Below are 21,194 nucleotides of genomic sequence, written 5' to 3'. Positions count from 1 at the left end.
GCGGTGGTCAGGCCAGGCGCAAGTGGTTGTCCCACAGGCCCGCAGGCAGCTCCAGTGCGCTGGCGAGGATGCGCTCGCCGCGGCAATCGTAGAGGCGGCAGCGTCCCTGGCCGGAGCTGACCACGAAGCCTTCGTCGACCGCCCCGACGCCGGCGCAGTCGGGCAGCGGCGCGTCCAGGCGCAGCTCGGCGGTATCCAGGTCCCACATGAAGACGCGGTTGCCCCGCGGCGCGGTGACGGCCAGCAGCCGCAGGTCATCGTGGATGGCCAGGCTGGCGGTGTACTGGTTCATCATCTGGCGCTGCGCTTCGCCGAGCGGGAACGGCTGGAAGGCCTGGCCCGGACGCTTGATCGCCAGCAGCGGCGCCTTGTCCAGCGGGTTGCCTTCGTACTGCTGGCCGGACACCACGGTGCCATCCCGCGCGACGGCGAGATGGCGAACGCTGTTCATCTGCTCGGGCAGCCGCTCCTTGCTGACCAGCGTTCCATCGCGCTTGAGCAGCACGAGGCTGGGCTCCATCGCGTCGAGGTTCATCTTTTCGCGACTGTCGGCTTCGGTGCGGATGCCGCCGTTGGCGATCACGAACGTCTCGCCGTCGGGCATCCACAGCAACTGATGCGGCCCAACGCCGTGCGTGCTGTGCTCGCCGGCGCGAGCCAGTTGGCGGCCGTCGACGCGGTAGACGCCGAGCACGCCGCGGCCAGGCTCGGAGGTATCGTTCTCGGTGGTGTAGAACCACTCGCCGCCCGCATCGAAGATCCCGTGGCCGTAGAAGTGCCGATCCGGCGGCGAATCGATGGTTTGCAGCAGGGTGCCATCGCGGGTATCGACAAGGTAACTCTCGCGGCTCGGTCGCCGGCCGACGAATACCGCGAGCGGCAACGCCGGGTGGGCGTAGACATCATGGCAGCGCTCGGTCACTGGGGTCGCGAACGCCTGGGTGCCATCGAGGCGATAGCCGACCGCGTAATGGCGACCATCGCTGCCGTCGCGTGCCGACAGCAGCAGCGGGCCGGTGCCGGCACGATGGGTCAGGGTCCAGCCGCCGAATGCGCTGGCCGCGGCCAGCACGCCGCCGATTCCGAGAAATGCGCGGCGCTTCATGTTCAGTCTCCGTCGTGGGCGTTGAAGCCGATCTGCACGCCAAGTGCCTGGGCCAGGTCGTTCTGATGCAGGCGATGCAGGGTATCGAGCTGCTCGTACAGCTCGGCCAGTCGGGTTCGGCCTTCTTCGGTGCCGACCAGTTCGGCCAATGGCTCGTCGAAGCTGTCGGCCGTCTGGCGCACGCTGGCGTAGGCCTGATCGATGCGGTTCGCGAGGTCGGCATGGGCGTCGTCGACCAGCGAGCGCAGCCCCGACTCCTTGCCGCCTTGCCAGAGCGCTTCGGCCCCGGCCAGCGCCGCGCCGATCATCGGCAGCGAGGCTCCGCTGCGCCAGGCTTCGGCCTGATAAGGCTGCGGATGGCCCTTGCTCAGGCGGCCGAGTGGGGTGCCGAGTTTTTTCTTCAGGGCGTCGAGCGCGGTCACCTGCACGCGCAGCAGGTCGGCGATCGCTTCGTTGGGGTCGGCGTAGCGTGCATTGGGAAAGGTGCGCAGTTGCGAGGCCATGCCATCGTCGCCTTCCCACTGGCCGAGGATGTCCGCCGACAGCTTCTGCTGATGGTCGCCAATGGCGATCAGCAGCGGGCAGTAACGGGCCCTCACCTGTGCGTCGGATAGGTCGACCGTCTTGTCGTGCAGCACGTATTCGTAGGCCGTAAGGCCCTGCACCACGACGCTGCCTTCCTCGACGTCGGCGCTGGTCAGGTCCGGGTTGGCCTTGAGCAGGTTGCCGACCTGGCGGCCGACGAGGTTCTTCTTGTCCGGCCAGAACTGCACCTGCCAGGCGCGGTTGCCTTCGCCGAGCGGGCCGACCAGCATCGGTTGCAGGCCGCTCCAGGCCAGTTGTGCATCACGCAGTACGCGGCGGGCATCGGCCAGGGATTCGTTGCCGGCGCAGAAGGCGCGGGCGCTGGCGGCGAGGCGGCGGTCGGTCTCCGTCCACTGGGTATAGGCCGGCAGCAGCACGCCATCGGCGAGGCCTGCGCTGGCCGCCTGGTAGGGATCTTTCTGCGCGCAGGCGCCGAGCGCCAGGGCGATCGCGGCCGTGGCGCAGGCTGCAATCAGGGAACGGTCGAAAAGCATGGGGCTGTACCTCGTGGCTGATCGTTGGGCCTTAAAGGGATTCGAGAAAGGCGAGCAGCGCCGCGCGCTCGTCGCGGTCGAAGGCCATCACCGCCTCGCGGGCCTGCTCGGCTTCGCCGCCATGCCAGAGGATCGCCTCCAGCAGGTTGCGCGCACGGCCATCATGCAGGAACTGGGTGTGTCCGCTCACGGCTTCGGTCAGCCCGATGCCCCAGAGCGGCGGCGTGCGCCATTCCCTTCCGTTGGCGATGAATTCGGGCCGGTGATCGGCCAGGCCTTCGCCCATGTCGTGCAGGAGCAGGTCGGTGTAGGGGCGGATGGTCTGGTTGGCGAGTTCCGGCTCGACGCCTTCGGCCGCGGTGGTGAAGGTCGGCACATGGCATTTCGCACAGCCCGCCTGATGGAACAGGCTTTTACCGCGAAGAACCTCAGCGTCGTCCACGTTGCGGCGCGCCGGAACCCCGAGGTTGCGAGTGTAGAAGGTCACCGCATCGAGCAGCTTGTCGCTGACCTCCGGCGTACCTCCGTGCGCGGCAGAGCGGCAGGCCAGCTGTGCCTCGGTGCAATCGTCCAGCGTGGCGAGCATGCTGGTCAGCCCCATGTCGCTGGCGAAGGCCTGGGCGTTCTGCTGCTCGAGCGTCGGCAATCCGGCCTTCCAGCCGAACCGGCCCAGGTCGGTCGACTGGGTGCGGGTGTTCCAGACACGGTTGGCACGGCCGGAAATACCGTCGCCGTCCTGGTCTTCCGGGTCGGCATTGGCGAGGATCGCCGCCTCGGGGATGGCTTCCAGCAGACCGAGGCCGATCATGGGCGGTGCAACCCGTGCCGAAAGTTGGGCTTGCGGGTGCAGGGGGCCATAGGCGAGCTGGTCGAGCTTCAGTTCCGGGTCGCGCAGGGTGATCTGGGTGCCGTCGTCCAGCTCGACCTCGACCGGTCGATAGTCGACACGGATGCGCACCTCCGGCTCGACGCCGGGGTTGGCCATGTCTTGCAACTGGCCGCCGTAGACGGGCTCGGGGATGTTGCCGAGCCGTTCCAGCAATGCCTGGTGCTGCTCGTCCGCCGGGATCGAGACGCGCACCAGCATCGAGACGGACGAGGCGGCGTCCGGTCCCGGGGGGTGCCCGCGGCCATCCTTGATGTGGCAGTTCTGGCAGGCATTGGTGTTCATCAATGGGCCGATGCCGTCGCGGGCCGTGGTCGTGGCCGGCGCGATGACCCAGGGATTACGGAAGAAACTGTTGCCGACGCTGAAGTCCAGCCGGCGCAAGGGCGGCAGGTTCGCCGAAGGCAGGGAAAAGGCGTTGTGATCCTGCTGCCTCACCGTTGCGTCTCCACCCGACAACGCCTCGCCCGGCTCGGCTTTCAGGAAGCGCGGGTCGGTCTCGTCGCAGCCGCTCAGGCTGATGGCTAGGAAGACGGCAAGCGGAAGGTACAGCGGGCGCATCGAAAGAGGTACCGGTCGCACGGGGCGATGAGGTTGGGCGGTCGGCAGGCGACCAGGCGATTCAAGGGCAGGGCTGACGGCCCGGGCTGACCCGGGCCGTCTCCGGTCAGAACTGATGATCGGCGGTGTCCGGGTTCAGGTTGTCGATGCCCAGGGCACCGGCAGCCTGCTCGATGGCGGCGGTCTGTTCGACCAACGCCGCGATGGCGGCCCGCACCAGTTCCTGGCCTTCCTGGTTGTCGGCGGCGATGAGCTGGTCGAAGGCCTTGCCGTTATCGGCGCTCTCGACCAGGGCCTGCATCTTGGCTTCGGTGGTCTCCAGGTCGGCCCGCAGGTCGGCGTCGACTTCCGGGTTTTGCGCCTGCACCAGCGACGACAGGCTCGGGCCTTCCAGCGTGGTGCCGTCGATGCGCTGGTACTGGCCGAGGTACACGTTGCGAATGCCCTTGGCGTTGTAGAAGTGCGAGTTGTGGGTGTTGTCGCTGAAGCAGTCGTGCTCGTCTTCGGTGGAGTTGGCTTCCAGCGCGACTTTCATGCGCTCGCCGGCCAGTTCGCCGAGCGACAGGCTGCCCATGCCGAACAGCATCTTGCGCAGGCCGTTTTCGGCCGGTTCGGCCAGCAGCGTGGCGCGGTAGTTGCCGTCCTGATTCGGCTGCCATTCGGCGACCATCACCTTCAGGTCGTCGACCAGCAGGTCGGTCACGGCCTTGAGATATGCGCGACGACGATCGCAGTTGCCGCCGGTGCAGCCTTCGCCTTCGACGTAGTCGGTCGCCGGACGCTCGCCGGCACCTGGGCCGGTGCCGTTCAGGTCCTGGCCCCACAGCAGGAATTCGATGGCGTGATAGCCGGTGGCGACGTTCGCCTCGGAGCCGGCCAGTTCGTTCAGGCTGGCAAGCTTCTCGCCGGTGATCTCGGTGACGTCGATCGTGTCTTCGCCGACCTGGATCTGCTCGTTGGCGACGATGTTGGCGGTCGCGCCCGGATTGCCGAGACCGTGCTGGTAGTCGCCGGCCACGTAGTCGATCAGGCCTTCATCGAGCGGCCAGGCGTTGAGTTGACCCTCCCACTCGTCCACGACCGGGTTGCCGAAGCGGAACACTTCGGTCTGCATGTAGGGCACGCGGGCGGCCAGCCAGGCCTGGCGGGCGGCCGTGAGGGTTTCATCGTTCGGATTGGCCAGGAAGGCGTTCACGGCTTCCTGCAGCTTCACGCCGGCGGCATGGGCGTCGCTGAAGACGGCCAGGGCCAGGTCGGCGTAATGGTTGACGACCTTGGAAGCGGCTTCTTCGCTGACGGCGACCGGTGCCGGCTCGGCCGGCGTCGCGCTCTGCACGGCGGGCGCCTGGGCCTGCGGGGCAGGGGCCTCGGCGGTGTTCTGTTCCTTGTCTTCGCCGCAGCCAGCGAGGGAGATGGCGACGGCCAGCAGGCTTGCGGTAGCCCAGGATGGGGTGCGTAGCATGACGTTATCCTTGCGTTCGTTTGCGTTGCGCCTGTCGGACAGGTCCTTGGGAAGCGCGGCGGGCACGCTTCAGTGGCGCAACATAATGCGAAACATTTGCATTTTTGGAAAGTCACGAATGCCGTCGATTGCGTGCGCGAGGGTAACGAGGGGGCGACGGAGTTCACTCGTCGCCCTCGTCTCATGACGAAGGCAGGCCCCTTGCGCCCATGCCGGTGCGATGGGATTCCTGCCTGATCGGTCGGTGCGGTCGGTCAGGAAAGCGCGGCGGGAATTTCCGTGCCCTGCTGCGCGAGCAGCACGGCGAGATCGCGCGCCGGCACGGGGCGGCTGTAATAGTAGCCCTGGCCTTCGTGGCAGCCCTGGGCGATCAGGTAGGCTTCCTGCTCGCGAGTCTCGACGCCCTCGGCGATGACCTGCATGCCCAGGCTCTTGCCCATCTGGATGATCGCGCGAACGATGGTGGCGTCGCCGTCGTCCTCGCGCAGGTCCTGGACGAAGCTCTTGTCGATCTTGATCTTGTCCAGCGGCAGGCTCTTGAGGTAGCTGAGCGAGGAATAGCCGGTGCCGAAATCGTCGATCGCGATCAGCGCGCCAGAGCGTCGCAGGCTGTTGAGGCTCTGCATCGCCAGGTCGATGTCTTCCATCAGGCCGGTTTCGGTCACCTCGACTTCCAGGCTTCCCGCCGGGAGCCGGTAGATCTGGATCAGGTTGCTCACCACGCGCGGGAGTTCGGCGTGGTGCAGCTGCACGGTCGAAAGGTTCACCGCCATGCGCAGGCTGGTGAACCCCTGATCATGCCATTCGCGCAGCTGGCGACACGCCTGGCCGAGCACCCATTCGCCGATCGCGAGGATGCTTCCGTTCTGCTCGGCGAGGGGAATGAAGCGATCCGGCGGCACCATGCCGCGTTCCGGGTGCTGCCAGCGGATGAGCGCCTCGACGCCGGTGATGCGGCCCAGGCCGTAGTCGAATTGCGGTTGGTAGACCAAGTGGAATTGGGCCTTGTCCAGTGCTTCGCCCAGATCCTTTTCCAGCTCCCGGCGCTGCCGCATCTCGGTATCTATGCTGGCGACGTAGAACTGGTAGCGGCTGCGTGAGCGGGTCTTGGCCAGGGTCATGGTGTGCTCGGCCTTTTGCAGCAGCTTCTCGCAGCTGTCGCCGTCATCCGGCGAGAGCGTGATACCGACCGTGGCCCGCAGGCGAACCGGCTTGTCGTCCAGCACGATGGGCGCCTCGAGCGTGTCGAGCACCCGTTGCGCCAGTTCCGCCGCCTCGTAAGGCTGCTCGATTCCCGGCTGGATCAGCGCGAACTGATCGCCCCCCAGGCGAGCCAGTACGCCCAGTCGACCGGTCTGTGCGCGCAGCCGATCGGCGATGGTGATCAGCAGGCGATCGCCGATCTGGTAGCTGAACTGCTCGTTGATGCCCTTGAAGTCGTCGAGCCCCAGGCACAGCACCGCCACGTGGCGTTGCGATCGTGCGGCGTCTTCGAGAATTTCGGTCAGCTGATCCTGCAATTGCTGGCGATTCGGCAGGCCGGTGAGGAAGTCGTAATGGGTCATCCGCTCCAGGCTGCTCTCGGCTTCGCGGCGCAGCTGCATGTTGCGCTCGATCGAGCCGAGCAGCTCGTTAGTGGTATTGACCAGCAGGCCCAGTTCGTTGCGTTCATGGCCGACCGGCATCGGCAGCTTGCGCTCGCTCGGGCGGTCCGGGTTGACCTGCACCAGTTCGCCGATCAGGCGAGTCAGCGGTCGCGTCAGCAGCCATTGATAGATGGCGTACAGCGCGAACCCCATCGCCAGCGCCCGCAGCGTGCCGACCACGAAGATGATGATCGAGTCGACGACGAAGCCCTTGCCGTACAGGCCGGTATCCAGGGTGATGGTGAGGTCGCCGTAGTATTCGCTGTAGGGCGCGCGGCCGATCAGCGGCGTGGAAAACCGCTGCTCGGCGCCGAGGATCGGGTCTGTGAGCCAGCGGGTCGGCAACGAAAGCGGCGGGCGGGACTTGCTGGCGAGCAGCTCTTCGCCTTCGTGGCCGATCGAGGCATAGCTGATCGACTCATGCTGGAATAGCCCTTCCATGACCTGCGCGCCCATCTCGCGGTCCAGGCTGTAGATCGCCTGGGTGGAGGGATCGGCGGACATTCGCAGAATGCGCTGTGCATCGGAGACGATCAGTTGCCGTGTCGTGAAGGCGTCGTAGACGATTTGCGCACAGCTCAGCAGCACGCCCACGCCGATCGCCGAGAGCAGGACGACGCGCAGAAGCTTGCGTGACAGGCTGTTTCGCAACTCGAGCTTCAAACCGCATTCCCTCTATGAGTCTGTGCAGATAGCCCTGGTGGTGAGCGTATAGATACTAGCGAAGTGACAGTATGCCGTCGCCAATAGCATGACGGCTTTAGCCGTTCGGCGCATCCGAAACCTATTTATCGACCACCCGTTGCGTTTCTTTGGTCGTCCCGACGGGTGACAGGTCGCCCTTGTGGGGCGCATCAACGAAAAAGCCCGGCGAAGGGCCGGGCTTTTTTCGGGACAGTGCAAATCAGCCAGCGAAGTTCTTCGCGACGAAATCCCAGTTCACGACGTTCCAGAACGCCTCGACGAACTTGGGACGGGCGTTGCGGTAGTCGATGTAATAGGCGTGTTCCCAGACGTCGCAGGTCAGCAGCGGCTTGGCGCCTTCGGTCATCGGGTTGACGGCGTTGCTGGTGCTGGCCAGGCCGACGCTGCCGTCGGACTTCTTGACCAGCCAGGCCCAGCCGGAGCCGAAGGTGCCGATGGCCGTCTTGGTGAATTCTTCCTTGAACTTGTCGAACGAACCGAATGCGCTGTTGATCGCCTCGGCCAGCTCGCCGGTTGGCTGACCGCCGCCGTTGGGCGACATGCAGTTCCAGAAGAAGGTGTGGTTCCAGACTTGCGCGGCGTTGTTGAAGATGCCGCCGCTCGAAGTCTTGATGATGGTTTCCAGATCCTTGCCCTCGAACTCGGTGCCCGGGATCAGGTTGTTCAGGTTGGTGACGTAGGCCTGGTGATGCTTGCCGTGGTGGAACTCCAGCGTCTCGGCGGAAATGTGCGGTTCCAGGGCGTTCTTTTCGTACGGCAGCGGCGGCAATTCGAAAGCCATTTTCTATCTCCTGCTTCAGGTGTCGAAGATGGTGCGGCTTGCAAGCGTCGGACCTGCGATCCGGGCGTGAGTGTTCTCGACTTCTTGGCCCGTATCGCCTGGACTTCGGTGCGACTGGCTTGCATGGGATGGCCGTTCACGGGCGGCCTGACAGGCGGATCGGGGCGTTCTCCCCGTTCCGCGAGCGGCCGATCATAGCACCCGACCTGCGCCGAGACCACGCAGCAACCGTGTGGAAAAGCAGGTGCCAGAGCGTCGCGTCATGTCGGATCGCTACAGACCGCGTATGAGTTGCGCGGCGATGAAGAACATCATGCAGGCCACGCCGATGTCCAGCAGGCGCCAGGTCAGCGGCCGCGCCAGCCAGGGCGCGAGCCAGGCGCCACCGAGCGCGAGGGCCAGGAACCAGACCGTCGATGCGCACGCGGCGCCGAGCGCATAGGCGCCGGGGGTGGGTTGCTGCGCGCCGAGCGAGCCGATCAGCAGCACGGTGTCGAGATACACGTGCGGATTAAGCAGCGTGACGGCCAGGGTGGTGGCCAGCACGGCCCGCCGGGACCGGCGAGTGCCTTCGCCCTGCAGCAACGCCTGCGGGCGCAGTGCCCGACGCAGGGCTTGCGCACCGTACCAGAGCAGGAAGGCGACCCCGCCCCAGCGAGCGATCTCGTGGAGCGTCGGGCTCTCGGTCAGCAGGGCCGCCAACCCGAACACGCCCGCGCTGACCAGCGCGATGTCGCAGACGATGCACAGCAGCGCGACCGCCATGTGATGCTCGCGGCGCAGGCTTTGGGCGAGCACGAAAGCGTTCTGCGCGCCGATGGCCATGATCAGGCCGCCCGTCACGAGCAGGCCGTTGAAATAGCTTTGCCAGAGGCCGGTCATGACGCCTCCAGGACGAAGACGGTGGCCGGATCGAGTGAGGTGTAGCGCGTGGACGCCATGGTGAGACTCCGATTGGTCGTAGGCAGTCTCGCCCGCTGCGGCGTATAAGAGAAATCAATGTTGCTCATCTGCGATAAGGAAAATCGATGCTCGACTACAAACTTCTCGCGGCGCTGGCGGCGGTCGTCGAACAGGCCGGATTCGAACGTGCGGCCCAGGCGCTCGGCCTGTCGCAGTCGGCGGTGTCTCAGCGCATCAAACTGCTCGAAGCGCGGGTAGGCCAACCCGTGCTGCTGCGCGGCGCGCCGCCATGCCCCACCGAGCTGGGCCAGCGATTGCTCAATCATGTCCAGCAGGTGCGGCTGCTCGAGCGAGACCTTCAAGCCCAGGTGCCGACCCTTGACGACAGCCGCTTGCCCGAGCGGCTGCGCATCGCTCTGAATGCCGACAGCCTCGCCACCTGGTGGGCGGCCGCCGTGGCGCCCTTCTGCGCCGAACATCGGGTCGTGTTCGATCACGTGATCGAAGACCAGGACGTCGGGCTCAAGCGCATGCGCGCCGGTGAGGTGGCGGCCTGCGTCTGTGCCGCCGAACCGCCGCTGGCCGGCGCCCGAAGCCTTTATCTCGGGGCGATGCGCTACCGCGGGCTGGCGAGCCCGGCGTTCGTGCGGCGCCACTTCAATGACGACCCCTCGGCGGACGCCCTGACGCGCGCGCCGGCGGTCGTGTTCGGACCGGACGACCAGCTCCAGCACCGCTACCTGGCGGCGCTGGGCATCCAGCGGCCGTTCAACCACCATCTCTGCCCGTCGTCGGAGGGCTTCTTCCAGTTGCTCCTGCGCGGGCTGGGCTGGGGGATGGTTCCTGAACTGCAGGTGCGGGACGCGCTCCGCCGTGGCGAGCTGGTCGATGTGCTGCCCGGCCGCTTCATCGACGTGCCCCTGTACTGGCACCACTGGCGCAACGGCGGTGATCTGTTGGCCGAGCTGACCCGCCAGCTGCTGCACGGTGCCGGTGAGTGGCTGGTGGACGCTGGCGGTGCGGCCTGAGCCGTGGCCTCGCCCCGGTTGCCGGGCGTGGCGGGCCGCCGCTTGTTCCGGGCGCGCCGCGGGCCGTTATACTGCCCGCCATTTGTCACGCGCCTGAAAGGTCCCCGATGCGCAACGATGCCGATGACGATCTGGAACACATCCCCAGCCTGAGCGCGGCTCGCGATCACGACGAGCCCTATCCTGCACCCGATCTCGAGCCCGTCCCGCCGGTTCGCCCGGCGTCCTCGCCCGCGCGCGCCAGCGGTCGCAGCCGTCAGAAGACCGCCGGTGGCACCGGTGCGCTGTGGGCACTGGTACTGGCGCTGCTGGTGGCGTTGGGCGGGCTCGGCTGGTGGAGCCATCAGCAGGTCGGCCTGCTGGAGCGGCAGCTGGTCGCCACCCAGGAGAGCTTCGCACAGATCAGCGAGGAGGCCGCCGGGCGGCTGAAGGACATTTCCGGCCAGGTGGTCGCCACCGAATCCAGCGTGACCAGCGAGAGCGAAGCCGTGAAGCTGCGCATCAAGCAGCTCGAGGGGCAGGTGGCCGAACTGGTGCGCCAGCAGCGCGCCGCCGCTACCGAACAGCAGAGCCTCGCGGGGCGCCAGGCCAACCTGGACAAGCAGGTCGCCGGCCTGGACAAGCGGATCGAAACCGTGGCGGGCAGCCAGTCGACGCAGCAGGCGGCCATCGCGCGAAATGGCGACGCGCTCCAGGCGTTGCAGAAGAGCCAGGCGTCGCTCGAGGCGACCGTGAAGGAGCACGGCAAGCTGGCCGCCCGGCTGGACGGTCTCGGCGAAGAGATCGCGTCGCTCAAGCGCCAGGGCAATCAGAGCGAGGCGGTCCGGCGGCTCGAGCAGGATCTGCTGGTCTTGCGCAGCGAGCTGGAAAACCGCCAGCCGCAGGGCGTCGGCATCGCCGATTTCGATGCGTTCCGCGCCCAGATGACCCGCAACATCGGCACCCTGCAAAGCCAGATCGCCAACCTGCAAGGCCAGATCGACGCTCAGCGTTGATCCCACGCGCGCCGGCCGAACCAACGGCCGGCAGCGCCCTCCAAGCCACCGCCGCCTGCGCCCTGCGCAGCCCTGTTCAGCTGGAGTCGACGCCCTGATCCTTCATCTATCGCGCATCCATCTGCGACCTTCCGCTGCTGGCCTCGGTGTCGACAGGCGCCCCGCGGGGCCGGATATGCCCGCGATGCCGAGCCGCGACGAGTTGCCATGAACGGCACCGAGCCACTGCCGCCGGTGCTGGCCGGTCCGATCCTTCGTCAGGCGCGCCGTGACCGACTGGTGCTCTGGCTGGTGGGCTCGGCACCGCTGGCGCTCGACCTGAACCTGTTCCCCAGGGATGGCCAGTCGGCCGAGCGGTGCCTGCCGCTCGGCGATCACTGCCAGCGCATCGTGCTGGGCCGGCACCTTTGCCTGCACCTGATCGACCTGCCGCTGGGCGAGCCCTTGCCGGAAGACTGCCTGATCGAATACGACCTGCGGCTCGCCTCGGGGCAAGGGATCGCGGCGTGGGCGCCGCACCTGCTCACCGACGGCCAGCTGCCGGCGTTCGTCATTCGGTCGCGCCTGGATCGCCTGCTGCATGGCTCCTGCCGCAAACCGCATCATCCGGCGGCCGATGGCCTGCTGGAGGTGGATCGCGTGCTCACCCAGACGCGCGATCGGCCGACCGAGCGGCCGGGGTTGCTGCTGATGACGGGCGACCAGGTCTACGCCGATGACGTCGCCGGCCCGATGCTGGCGGCCATCCACGCGCTGATCGGCCGGCTCGGCCTGTATGGCGAATGCTTGCGCGGCGCGGTGGTCGACGACAGCGATGCGCTCTACCGACACCCGGCGTCTTACTATGGCCGCGAGAGCCTGCTGCCGGCGTTCGAGTCCACCGAGGCGCTGCGCGAGCGGTTCTTCGGTGGCGTCGAGAAGCCGGTGTTCACCACCAGCCACGGCCAGAACCATCTCGTCACGCTTGGCGAAGTGATCGCCCTCTACCTGCTGGCGTGGTCGCCGGTACCCTGGTCGCTGATCGATCCGCAACCGCCCGAGCTGCCTGCTGAAGAGGCGGCACGCTACGCGCGGGAAGCGATCTGCGTGAAGCGTTTCAGCGACGGCTTGCCGAACGTGGCGCGCGCGCTTGCGCAGATTCCGGTGGCCATGATCTTCGATGACCATGACATCACTGACGACTGGAACCTCTCGGCGCGCTGGGAAGAGAGCGCCTACGGCCACCCGTTTTCGCGGCGGATCATCGGCAACGCGCTGATCGCCTACCTGCTGTGCCAGGGCGCGGGCAACGAGCCGGAGCGCTACCGGCCGTTACTCGATCGCGTCGCCGGGCTGAGCGGGCGGGTCGACGCCGCCGGCCGGCTGGATTGCGTGGCGCACGATGAACTCGTCGATGCGGTGCTGGCGCATCCGGGCTGGGGCTACGCGCTCGATACCCAGCCGCCGGTGGTGGTGCTCGATACCCGCACGCGCCGATGGCGCAGCGAGAGCCGGCTGAGTCGTCCGTCCGGCCTGATGGACTGGGAGGCCCTGTCGGAATTCCAGCAGGCGCTGCTCGACAAACCGTCGGTGATCATTGTCTCGCCGGCGCCGATGTTCGGCGTCAAGCTGATCGAGGCGATCCAGCGGCTGTTCACCTGGGCCGGCCATCCCTTGCTGGTCGATGCGGAAAACTGGATGGCGCACCGGGGCGCGGCGCACGTGATGCTCAACATCTTCCGTCACTCGCGCACGCCGGGACGCTACGTGATTCTCTCCGGCGACGTGCATTACTCCTTCGTCTACGAAATCCACTTGCGCGGCCGTCGCGAGGGCCCGCGGATCTGGCAGATCACCAGCAGCGGTGTGAAGAACGAATTTCCGCCGCGCTTGCTGGACTGGTTCGACCGACTCAATCGCTGGCTCTATTCGCCCCGCTCGCCGCTGAACTGGATGACCAAGCGCCGGCGCCTGGAAGTCGTGCCGCGCATCCCGGACCGCAGCCGCGCGGGCGAACGCCTGTGGAACGGTGCCGGCATCGGCTGGCTGGAACTGGACGAAGCGGGCACGCCGGTGCGCATCGCCCAGCTCAACGCCGACGGCTCGGGGCCCACGCTGTTCAGCGGGACCGATCGCTAATCGACCTGGAAAACGTGCTTGAGGTAACTGACGAACGCCGGGTCGGTGCACATCGTCTTGCCCGGTGAGTCGGACAGCTTGGCGACCGGCTGGCCGCTGCAATGGGTCATCTTGATCACCATGTTCGGCGGCGCGACACCCGGCAGGTCGCAGGTCAGGTAGGTGCCGATGCCGAAGCTGGTGCGTACCCGTCCGGCCAGCGCGCGGTGGATGCGCAGCGTCTTGGCGAAGTCCAGCGCGTCGGAAAACACCAAGGTGCGCGTACGTGCATCGATGCCCAGCCGTTCGTAATGGGCGATCGCCTTTTCCGCCCAGACCAGCGGATCGCCCGAATCGTGTCGCAGGCCATCGAACAGCTTGGCGAAGTACAGATCGAAATCCCGCAGGAAGGCATCCATCGTGATGCAGTCGGTCAGCGCGATGCCGAGCGCGCCGCGGTACTCGCGCACCCAGCAATCGAGCGCGGCGCTCTGGCTGTCCACCAGTCGCGGGCCGAGCTGCTGATGCGCCATGATCCATTCGTGGGCCATGGTCCCCATCGGCTTGAGCCCGAGCGTGCGGGCCAGGTGCACGTTGCTGGTCCCGACGAAGCAGCCGGGAAAGCTGTCCTTCAACCGCTCGACCACCACGCCGTGAACCGCGCGCGAGAAGCGTCGCCGAGTCCCGAAGTCGGCGACCCGCAGGTCGGCGAGCGTCGCCTCGTCCGCCTGCTCGGCCAGCCAGCGGCATTTCTCGTCCAGGCGCTCGGCTGCCTGCTCCAGAGTGGCCTCGGGATAGCGAGCGCGATTGCGCACCTCGCTGATGATGGCCAGCAGCGGGACCTCGAACAGAATGACGTGCAGCCAGGGCCCGGCGAGTCGAAGGGTCAGTTCGCCATGCTCGACGGCCAGGTGCAGGTAGCGCAGGTCGAACCGGAACAGGCCGAGAAACCGGATGAAATCCGCGCGCATGAAGGGGATGGCTTCGAGAAAGGCCAGCTCTTGCGGCGTGGCGCGCAGCCTGGCCAGCGCCTCGAGCTGCTCACGGATGGCCGGAAGGTAGGGGCTCAGGTCCTCGTCGGTACGGCAGCGGAACGCCCACTCGACCTCGGCGTCCGGGTAGTGGTGCAACACGGCCTGCATCATCGTCAACTTGTAGAAGTCGGTGTCGAGCAGGCTGGCGAGGATGGGATCGGCGAATGCGCTTCGGCTCACGGGCACGATGGCTCACAGGCGCGATGCGTCGGCGAGATCAGGCACCGCCGATGCCTTCGATGACGCGCCCGCTGCCGCCGCAGTGTTCGCATGGTTCGCCATTGAGCCTGCCGGTGCCATTGCAGGCGGGGCAGATGTTTTCGCCAGTGCCGGGCGTACCCGCCGGTGCTTCGTCGCCGGGATTCATCGGTTCGGTGGAGTTGGCAGGTTGTTTCATAGGGATGCCCTGAAATAACTGGCCGATATATGGCGCAGCGCTGTTAGTTGGCAAAGTCTAGTTGGAAAAAGTTAGTTGGCTAACTGATCCTCTGCCGAAGTAATCGCGCATATATAAAAAGGGCAGGAGCGTTAACGCGGCTCCTGCCCTTTTTAGCGGCGGCGAAATCAGCTCTTGCGGCCACCGCCGTGGCTGTGCTGACCGCCTTTGCGGCCGGCTTCAGCGGCTTTTTCCCGATCGTTCGCGAAGTTGCCCCCGCTGTTATGGCCGCCCTTGCGACCTGCTTCGGAAGCCTTTTCACGGTCGTTGGCGAAGTTGCCGGGGTTCTTGTTAGCCATGTCTTTTTCTCCTCGATGGATTTAGACGCGAAGCCGGTAATTAGTTGCCGGTTTCATGATTACAGAGCGCCAGCTAACGGCGGTAGTTCATATAGCCAGCCAAGCGGCTGACGAATGGTTAGTTGCCGAAATAACGAAAGTTTGCGAACGCCCGATCGTGCCGTTGTTCTAACGCACAGGTTGTAAATCCGAGGAAGGACCATGCAGAACTATCACATCACACAGGACCAGAACCGCTGGGTACTCAAGGAAGAGGGCGACGAGCGCGTCCTGATCGAGGCGCGGACGCAGGACGAGGTCGTCCAGGAGACGCGCGACTACATGAAGCTGCGCGTCGGTTCGGTGAAGATCCACGGCACCGACGGGCAGATCAAGGAAGAGCGGACCTACCCGCGCGACCAGGACCCGCGTGCCACCAAGGGCTGAGTTCAGCGCGCGCGGAGGCGGTCGGGGCGGGTGAGGCGTCGTGCCAGTTGTGCCAGCCATCCGCACAGGATGAAGGGCAGGGTGAGCGGCGCGAGCCCGAGCAGCAGTAGGCCCTGCTGCATCAGCAGGCCGAGCGCGACGCCCGGCAGCAGCATCAGCCGCCCGCCCGGCAGACCGCGCAGGACGAGCGCAATCAGCGCGCCGTTGTAGCCTGCCAGTCCGCTCAGCAGCGGCGCCGTCGGTAGCTGCATCGCCAGGGCCAGCGCCAGTCCGAGGGCGGAGCCGGCCAATGCCCAGCCCAGTGCCGCCCGATCGGCAACGCCGAGGGCCAGCAGCACACATAACCCGGCGAGGGCATGGTCGAGAAAGATCACCTGCCCCACGCCGCGAACGATCGCCACGGGCCATGCGGTCCAGCCGTCGGCTATGGGGACGGCAACCACTGTTGGCGGCACCAGTCCCAGCGCCTGGAGCGATTGCACTGCCAGCACGCCGAGCAGGACGAACGCGAGCGTGTAGGCCGGCGGCCAGGGCCCGCGCTGCCGTGCACGCAACCACCAGGCCTGCATCAAGGCCGTCAGCCACGCGCCGATCACGGTCAGCGCCAGCGCCAGCACCGTCACCCCCAGCGTGAGCGTGAGCAGCGCACCCAGCAGCGCGGCGTTGTAGCCGTACAGGCCTTCGCCGATGTCGCGCCGTCCGTAACCCAGCCGCCAGGCGCCGAGGGTGGCGACGAGCGTGCCGAGCAGGGCACCGATCAGCAACATCGGGGCGCCGATGGCGAAGGCGAGCAGGAGCAGTGCACCGCAGACGGGATGGACCAGCAGGAAAATCTGGCTGAAACCGTTGAGGACGGCGGTCAGCAGCCAGTGCAGGGAGGCGGGCATGGGTCAGGTCGGGCAGTGGCGCCCCGCTCGGGGCGGGGCTCAGGGTTCAGGCGAGGGTCTCGATGCGCAGGCTGTTGGTCGAACCGGGCTGGCCGAGCGGTACGCCGGCGGTGATGATCACGGTATCGCCCGAGCGGGCCATGTTCTGTTCGCGCGCCAGTTCCAGCGCGTTGCGGCAGATGGCTTCCATGTCCTGCAGGCGGGGATGCACCACCGAGTACACGCCCCAGGCCAGCGTCAGCTTGCGCGCGGTCGCGAGGTTCGGCGTCAGGCTGAGGATCGGTGCGTGCGGTCGCTCGCGCGAGGCGCGCAGGCTGGAACTGCCCGACTCGGTGTAGTTCACCAGCGCCGCCACCGGCAGGATGCCGCTGACCCGGCGCACCGCGCAGCTGATGGCGTCCGGCACGGTGGCTTCGGCCTGTGGCCGGGCCACGTCGAGCTGCGCCTGGTAGTCCGGCCCGCTTTCGACCTGGCGGATGATCTTGCTCATGATGCTCACGGCTTCCAGCGGGTAGTCGCCCGAGGCGGTCTCGGCCGAAAGCATCACCGCGTCGGCACCTTCGGCCACGGCGTTGGCCACGTCGGTGACCTCGGCGCGGGTCGGCGCCGGGGAGAAGCGCATCGATTCGAGCATCTGGGTGGCCACGACCACCGGGCGCCCGAGCTGGCGGCAGGCGCGGACGATCTGCTTCTGGATGCGCGGCACGTTCTCGGCCGGCACCTCCACGCCGAGGTCGCCGCGCGCCACCATGATCGCGTCGCACAGGCGGGCGATGGCTTCCAGCTCGCGCACCGCCGAGGGCTTCTCGATCTTGGCCATGAGGCTCGCGCGGTCACCGATCAACTCGCGCGCCTCGGCGATGTCCTGCGGGCGCTGGACGAACGACAGGGCGACCCAGTCGACCCCCAGCTCCAGGCCGAACGACAGGTCGCGGCGATCCTTCTCGGTCAGCGGACTGAGCTCCAGCACCGCCTCCGGCACGTTGACGCCCTTGCGGTCGGACAGCTCGCCGCCGACCACCACCCGCGTGTCGATGGCATCGGCGTGGTTGGCCGTCACCTCGAGGCGCAGCTTGCCGTCGTCCAGCAGCAGACTCATGCCCGGCCGCAGCGCGGCGATGATTTCGGGGTGGGGCAGGTTTACCCGACGGGCGTCGCCGGGCGTCGGGTCCAGGTCCAGGCGCAGGGCCTGGTCGCGCACCAGTTGCACCTTGCCCTCGGCGAAGCGGCCGACGCGCAGCTTCGGACCTTGCAGATCCATCAGCACGCCGATCGGGCGGCCGAGGTCCTTTTCGACCTGCCGCACCCAGCCATAGCGTTCGGCGTGATCGCTGTGGTCGCCGTGGCTGAAGTTCAGCCGGAACAGATTGACCCCGGCTTCGACCAGCCGGCGAATGTCCTCGGCGCCCTTGATCGCCGGGCCCAGGGTGGCGAGGATTTTGACTTTCTTGTCAGTGGTCATCGGTGTGCCTCTCGAGTACGAGGATTGCGCGGAAATCGTTGACGTTGGTGCGTGTCGGGCCGGTGACGATGAGGTCGTCGAGCGCGGCGAAAAAGCCGTAGCCGTCGTTGTCGGCCAGGCGCTCGGCGGCGCTCACGCCGCGTGCCACGGCGCGCTCCAGGCTGTCCGGGGTCATCAGTGCGCCGGCGTTGTCTTCCGAGCCGTCGATGCCATCGGTGTCGCCGGCCAGCGCGTAGACGCCGGGCAGGCCATTCAAGGCTTCGGTCAGGCCGAGCAGGAATTCGGCATTGCGCCCGCCACGGCCGTTGCCGCGTACGGTGACGGTGGTTTCGCCGCCCGAGAGGAATACGCAGGGCGGCTCGATCGGTTGGCCATGCAGGGCGATCTGCCGGGCGATGCCCGCGTGCACCTTGGCCACTTCGCGTGCCTCGCCTTCAAGGTCGCCGAGGATCAGGGGCGTCAGGCCGGCGGCGCGGACGCGATGCGCGGCCGCATCGAGGGACTGCTGCGGACGGGCGATCAGCTGGAAGTGGCTGCGCGAGAGGCAGGGATCGCCCGGCTTGACGGTCTCCGAGCGGGGGTCGTTCAGCCAGGCGCGGACGTTCTCGGGAATCTCGATGCCGTAGCGGGCGAGAATCTCCAGCGCCTGCGCCGAGGTGGTCGGGTCGGCGACGGTCGGCCCGGAGGCGATGACCGTCGCCTGGTCGCCGGGCACGTCGGAAATGGCGTAGGTGTAGACGGTCGCCGGCCAGCAGGCCTTGGCCAGCCGCCCGCCCTTGATCGCCGAGAGGTGCTTGCGCACGCAGTTCATCTCGCCGATGTGGGCGCCGGACCTGAGCAGGGCCTTGTTGATCGCCTGCTTGTCGGACAGCGAGATGCCTTCGGCGGGCAGCGCCAGCAGCGAGGAGCCGCCGCCGGAGAGCAGGAAGATCACCCGGTCGCTTTCCTCGAGGTTGCTGACCAGTTCCAGCACGCGACGGGCGACGCGCTCGCCAGCGTCGTCCGGTACCGGGTGCGCCGCCTCGACCACTTCGATGCGGCGGCAATCGGCACCGTGCCCGTAGCGGGTGACCACGAGGCCCGACAGTTCACCTTCCCAGGCTTCCTCGATCGCCTGCGCCATGGCGGCCGCGGCCTTGCCGGCGCCGATGACGATCGCCCGCCCGCTGCGGTCGGCCGGCAACTGGTCGGCCAGGACCTGGCGCGGGTGGGCGGCGGCGATCGCGGTGTCGAAGAGGTCGCGCAACAGGCGCTGCGGGTCGAGGGTCATGCTGAACTCCTGGCTCTTGGGCGTAGGGCCGATTGCAGACGTCAATGCTCGCCATTGCAAGTGTTTGCAAGCGCTGACGTCTGGAATCGACCAACCCGGCAGTCGGGCCGTGACACCTCCTGCCGGGCGGTCGAAAGGGTTGGCGGCAAGCCGCCGGGTGTTGCTCGGGTAGCTGGCGCCGGCTGGCGGGCGGTCACCCTTCCCGCATCTGTCTGCCTGGGAATGCGGGAAGGGGCGCCCATGGAGCCGTGCGCTGGCACGTCGGGCTGCGGCTTACTCGCCGCGAATGTTGAAGTTAGCCATGTGCTCCAGGCCCTTTATCAGCGCCGAGTGGTCCCAGCCGCTGCCGCCGATGGCCGCGCAGGTGCTGAACACCTGCTGGGCATTGGCGGTGTTCGGCAGGTTGAGGCCCAGCTCGCGCGCGCCGGAGAGCGCCAGGTTCAGGTCCTTCTGGTGCAGGCTGATGCGGAAGCCCGGATCGAAGGTGCCCTTGATCATGCGCTCGCCGTGCACTTCGAGAATCTTCGAGCCGGCGAAACCGCCCATCAGCGCCTCGCGCACCTTGGCCGGGTCGGCGCCGTTCTTCGCCGCGAACAGCAGCGCTTCGGCCACCGCCTGGATGTTCAGCGCGACGATGATCTGGTTGGCTACCTTGGCGGTCTGGCCGTCGCCGTTGCCACCGACGCGGGTGATGTTCTTGCCCATTGCCTGGAACAGCGGCAGGGCGCGCTCGAAGGTGTTCGGGCAACCGCCGACCATGATCGACAGGGTCGCGGCCTTGGCGCCGACCTCGCCACCGGAGACCGGGGCGTCGAGGTATTGCGCGCCGGTGGCCTTGATCTTCTCGGCGAACTGCTTGGTGGCGGTGGGGGAGATCGAGCTCATGTCGATCACTACCTTGCCGGAACCCACGCCGTGGACCACGCCGTCCTCGCGGAAGAGGATGTCCTCGACCTGCGGCGTGTCGGGCACCATCACGACGATGAATTCGGCTTCCTGCGCGACTTCACGCGGGTTGGCCAGGGCGACCGCGCCCTTTTCCAGCAGTTCGGCCGGGGCCGCGTCGAAGTGGGTGGACAGGAACAGGCTGTGGCCGGCGTTGGCCAGGTTGAGGGCCATGGGCTTGCCCATGATGCCGGTGCCGAGGAATCCGATTTTTGCCATGAGAACATCCTCTTGTCGTGGTCTGCGTCAGGCGACGCGGTTGCTGTAGGGGCGGGTTTGCCCGCCATGGGCCAATCGAGCTGGCGCTGCTGCGTTCCCTTTCGCGAGCAAGCTCGCTCCTACAGGGTTGGCTCAGAGTGCGTTGTGGCTCTTCATCCAGCCGAGGCCGGCCTCGGTGCTGGTGGCCGGCTTGTATTCGCAGCCGACCCAGCCCTGGTAGCCGAGGCGATCCAGGTGCTCGAAGAGGAACCGGTAGTTGATCTCGCCGGTGCCTGGCTCGTGGCGGCCGGGGTTGTCGGCGAGCTGCACGTGGTTGATCACGGCGAACTGGCTTTCCAGCGTGCGCGCCAGGTCACCTTCCATGATTTGCATGTGGTAGATGTCGTACTGCAGGAACAGGTTGGCGCTGCCGACCTTTTCGCGGATGTCCAGGGCCTGCTTCGTGGTGGTCAGGTAGAAGCCTGGGATGTCGCGGGTATTGATCATCTCCATGACCAGGCGGATGCCGGCGGCCTGGAGCTTGTCGGCGGCGTACTTGAGGTTGTCGACGAAGGTCTTCTCGACGGTCGCGCAATCGACACCCTGCGGGCGGATGCCGGCCAGGCAGTTGATCTGCGTGTTGCCCAGCACCTTGGCGTAGGCGATGGCGGTGTCGACGCCCGTACGGAATTCCTCGACGCGATCGGGATGGCAGGCGATGCCGCGCTCGCCCTTGGCCCAGTCGCCGGCCGGCAGGTTGAACAGCACCTGCTCGAGGCCGTTGTTCTTCAGCTGCTGCTGGATGGTTTCGGCAGGGAAGTCATAGGGGAACAGGTATTCGGCGCCAGTGAAGCCGGCCTTGGCGGCAGCGGCGAAGCGGTCCAGGAAGTCGACTTCGGTGAACAGCATCGACAGGTTGGCAGCAAAACGGGGCATGGTAGGGCTCCTCGGTTCAGACGTAGGGTGATGGCCACCCGGTGGAAAACCGC

General features: G+C 67.0%; 19 protein-coding genes. 4 read left to right on the top strand and 15 right to left on the bottom strand.

Annotation, left to right across the window (positions count from 1 at the left end):
• Positions 1-7: 7 nt before the first annotated feature.
• The 7 genes from D7325_RS05590 to D7325_RS05560 all read right to left on the bottom strand — a co-directional run bounded on the left by D7325_RS05590 (position 8) and on the right by D7325_RS05560 (position 9,107).
• Complete coding sequence (locus tag D7325_RS05590) at positions 8-1,105, bottom strand: DUF1513 domain-containing protein (protein WP_120994542.1); 1,098 nt, start codon at positions 1,103-1,105, stop codon at positions 8-10.
• A 2-nt stretch (positions 1,106-1,107) separates the two neighbouring features.
• On the bottom strand, positions 1,108-2,184 hold the full coding sequence (locus D7325_RS05585) for an imelysin family protein (protein ID WP_120994541.1): 1,077 nt from the start codon (positions 2,182-2,184) through the stop codon (positions 1,108-1,110).
• A gap of 31 nt (positions 2,185-2,215) precedes the next feature.
• Entirely contained in the window at positions 2,216-3,631 is a 1,416-nt protein-coding gene (locus D7325_RS05580; protein ID WP_120994540.1) for a di-heme oxidoreductase family protein, read from the bottom strand.
• 106 nt (positions 3,632-3,737) lie between these two features.
• A complete protein-coding gene (locus D7325_RS05575) occupies positions 3,738-5,093 on the bottom strand; it encodes an imelysin family protein (RefSeq protein ID WP_120994539.1) in 1,356 nt (451 codons plus the stop codon).
• A gap of 254 nt (positions 5,094-5,347) precedes the next feature.
• Positions 5,348-7,402, bottom strand: a complete 2,055-nt coding sequence (locus D7325_RS05570) for a putative bifunctional diguanylate cyclase/phosphodiesterase (RefSeq protein ID WP_120994538.1) — start codon at positions 7,400-7,402, stop codon at positions 5,348-5,350.
• A gap of 241 nt (positions 7,403-7,643) precedes the next feature.
• The gene (locus D7325_RS05565) at positions 7,644-8,225 is read right to left on the bottom strand and encodes a superoxide dismutase (protein ID WP_120994537.1); all 582 of its coding nucleotides are present in this window, start codon (positions 8,223-8,225) and stop codon (positions 7,644-7,646) included.
• Positions 8,226-8,498: 273 nt separating this feature from the next.
• Entirely contained in the window at positions 8,499-9,107 is a 609-nt protein-coding gene (locus D7325_RS05560; RefSeq protein WP_120994536.1) for a LysE/ArgO family amino acid transporter, read from the bottom strand.
• 146 nt (positions 9,108-9,253) lie between these two features.
• Between D7325_RS05560 and D7325_RS05555 the strand changes: the two genes are divergently transcribed.
• From D7325_RS05555 to D7325_RS05545, 3 genes are all read left to right on the top strand, one after another.
• Positions 9,254-10,156: a LysR family transcriptional regulator ArgP gene (locus D7325_RS05555; RefSeq protein ID WP_120994535.1), complete on the top strand. Its 903-nt coding sequence runs from the start codon at positions 9,254-9,256 to the stop codon at positions 10,154-10,156.
• 107 nt (positions 10,157-10,263) lie between these two features.
• Complete coding sequence (locus D7325_RS05550; RefSeq protein ID WP_120994534.1) at positions 10,264-11,151, top strand: ATPase; 888 nt, start codon at positions 10,264-10,266, stop codon at positions 11,149-11,151.
• A 207-nt stretch (positions 11,152-11,358) separates the two neighbouring features.
• Complete coding sequence (locus D7325_RS05545; RefSeq protein ID WP_177431777.1) at positions 11,359-13,269, top strand: alkaline phosphatase D family protein; 1,911 nt, start codon at positions 11,359-11,361, stop codon at positions 13,267-13,269.
• On the opposite strand, the gene pncB is transcribed toward D7325_RS05545, so the two are convergent.
• The 3 genes from pncB to D7325_RS05530 form a co-directional block, all read right to left on the bottom strand.
• Positions 13,266-14,462, bottom strand: a complete 1,197-nt coding sequence (gene pncB, locus D7325_RS05540; protein WP_120994533.1) for a nicotinate phosphoribosyltransferase — start codon at positions 14,460-14,462, stop codon at positions 13,266-13,268. The genes D7325_RS05545 and pncB overlap by 4 nt on opposite strands.
• Positions 14,463-14,499: 37 nt before the next feature.
• Positions 14,500-14,679: a hypothetical protein gene (locus tag D7325_RS05535; RefSeq protein ID WP_120994532.1), complete on the bottom strand. Its 180-nt coding sequence runs from the start codon at positions 14,677-14,679 to the stop codon at positions 14,500-14,502.
• Between the two features lie 167 nt (positions 14,680-14,846).
• Positions 14,847-15,017, bottom strand: coding sequence for a con-10 family general stress protein (locus D7325_RS05530; protein WP_120994531.1), 171 nt, complete (start codon positions 15,015-15,017; stop codon positions 14,847-14,849).
• Between the two features lie 201 nt (positions 15,018-15,218).
• Between D7325_RS05530 and D7325_RS05525 the strand changes: the two genes are divergently transcribed.
• Complete coding sequence (locus D7325_RS05525) at positions 15,219-15,443, top strand: DUF2188 domain-containing protein (protein WP_120994530.1); 225 nt, start codon at positions 15,219-15,221, stop codon at positions 15,441-15,443.
• A gap of 2 nt (positions 15,444-15,445) precedes the next feature.
• Here D7325_RS05525 and D7325_RS05520 read toward each other — a convergent pair whose 3' ends face one another.
• From D7325_RS05520 to hyi, 5 genes are all read right to left on the bottom strand, one after another.
• Complete coding sequence (locus D7325_RS05520; RefSeq protein WP_120994529.1) at positions 15,446-16,330, bottom strand: urea transporter; 885 nt, start codon at positions 16,328-16,330, stop codon at positions 15,446-15,448.
• 46 nt (positions 16,331-16,376) lie between these two features.
• A complete protein-coding gene (gene pyk, locus D7325_RS05515) occupies positions 16,377-17,792 on the bottom strand; it encodes a pyruvate kinase (RefSeq protein WP_120994528.1) in 1,416 nt (471 codons plus the stop codon).
• Positions 17,782-19,062: a glycerate kinase type-2 family protein gene (locus D7325_RS05510; RefSeq protein WP_120994527.1), complete on the bottom strand. Its 1,281-nt coding sequence runs from the start codon at positions 19,060-19,062 to the stop codon at positions 17,782-17,784. The genes pyk and D7325_RS05510 overlap by 11 nt, the downstream gene beginning before the upstream one ends.
• A 273-nt stretch (positions 19,063-19,335) precedes the next feature.
• Positions 19,336-20,226 (bottom strand): 2-hydroxy-3-oxopropionate reductase, encoded by an 891-nt coding sequence (locus tag D7325_RS05505; protein ID WP_120994526.1) that lies wholly within the window; start codon positions 20,224-20,226, stop codon positions 19,336-19,338.
• 132 nt (positions 20,227-20,358) lie between these two features.
• Positions 20,359-21,141, bottom strand: a complete 783-nt coding sequence (gene hyi, locus D7325_RS05500) for a hydroxypyruvate isomerase (protein WP_120994525.1) — start codon at positions 21,139-21,141, stop codon at positions 20,359-20,361.
• Between the last annotated feature and the right edge of the window lie 53 nt (positions 21,142-21,194).

The organism is Stutzerimonas urumqiensis (assembly GCF_003640395.1).
Classification (GTDB): domain Bacteria; phylum Pseudomonadota; class Gammaproteobacteria; order Pseudomonadales; family Pseudomonadaceae; genus Stutzerimonas; species Stutzerimonas urumqiensis.
Note: the sequence above shows the minus strand (reverse complement) of the source record. Positions and strands in the feature narration are given on the sequence as shown.

Bases quoted from the DNA above. Each gene is read 5' to 3' on its own strand.
- D7325_RS05590 (WP_120994542.1), bottom strand. From the start codon at position 1,105: ATGAAGCGCCGCGCATTTCTCGGAATCGGCGGCGTGCTGGCCGCGGCC.
- D7325_RS05585 (WP_120994541.1), bottom strand. From the start codon at position 2,184: ATGCTTTTCGACCGTTCCCTGATTGCAGCCTGCGCCACGGCCGCGATC.
- D7325_RS05580 (WP_120994540.1), bottom strand. From the start codon at position 3,631: ATGCGCCCGCTGTACCTTCCGCTTGCCGTCTTCCTAGCCATCAGCCTG.
- D7325_RS05575 (WP_120994539.1), bottom strand. From the start codon at position 5,093: ATGCTACGCACCCCATCCTGGGCTACCGCAAGCCTGCTGGCCGTCGCC.
- D7325_RS05565 (WP_120994537.1), bottom strand. From the start codon at position 8,225: ATGGCTTTCGAATTGCCGCCGCTGCCGTACGAAAAGAACGCCCTGGAA.
- D7325_RS05560 (WP_120994536.1), bottom strand. From the start codon at position 9,107: ATGACCGGCCTCTGGCAAAGCTATTTCAACGGCCTGCTCGTGACGGGC.
- D7325_RS05555 (WP_120994535.1), top strand. From the start codon at position 9,254: ATGCTCGACTACAAACTTCTCGCGGCGCTGGCGGCGGTCGTCGAACAG.
- D7325_RS05550 (WP_120994534.1), top strand. From the start codon at position 10,264: ATGCGCAACGATGCCGATGACGATCTGGAACACATCCCCAGCCTGAGC.
- D7325_RS05545 (WP_177431777.1), top strand. From the start codon at position 11,359: ATGAACGGCACCGAGCCACTGCCGCCGGTGCTGGCCGGTCCGATCCTT.
- D7325_RS05535 (WP_120994532.1), bottom strand. From the start codon at position 14,679: ATGAAACAACCTGCCAACTCCACCGAACCGATGAATCCCGGCGACGAA.
- D7325_RS05530 (WP_120994531.1), bottom strand. From the start codon at position 15,017: ATGGCTAACAAGAACCCCGGCAACTTCGCCAACGACCGTGAAAAGGCT.
- D7325_RS05525 (WP_120994530.1), top strand. From the start codon at position 15,219: ATGCAGAACTATCACATCACACAGGACCAGAACCGCTGGGTACTCAAG.
- D7325_RS05520 (WP_120994529.1), bottom strand. From the start codon at position 16,330: ATGCCCGCCTCCCTGCACTGGCTGCTGACCGCCGTCCTCAACGGTTTC.
- pyk (WP_120994528.1), bottom strand. From the start codon at position 17,792: ATGACCACTGACAAGAAAGTCAAAATCCTCGCCACCCTGGGCCCGGCG.
- D7325_RS05510 (WP_120994527.1), bottom strand. From the start codon at position 19,062: ATGACCCTCGACCCGCAGCGCCTGTTGCGCGACCTCTTCGACACCGCG.
- D7325_RS05505 (WP_120994526.1), bottom strand. From the start codon at position 20,226: ATGGCAAAAATCGGATTCCTCGGCACCGGCATCATGGGCAAGCCCATG.
- hyi (WP_120994525.1), bottom strand. From the start codon at position 21,141: ATGCCCCGTTTTGCTGCCAACCTGTCGATGCTGTTCACCGAAGTCGAC.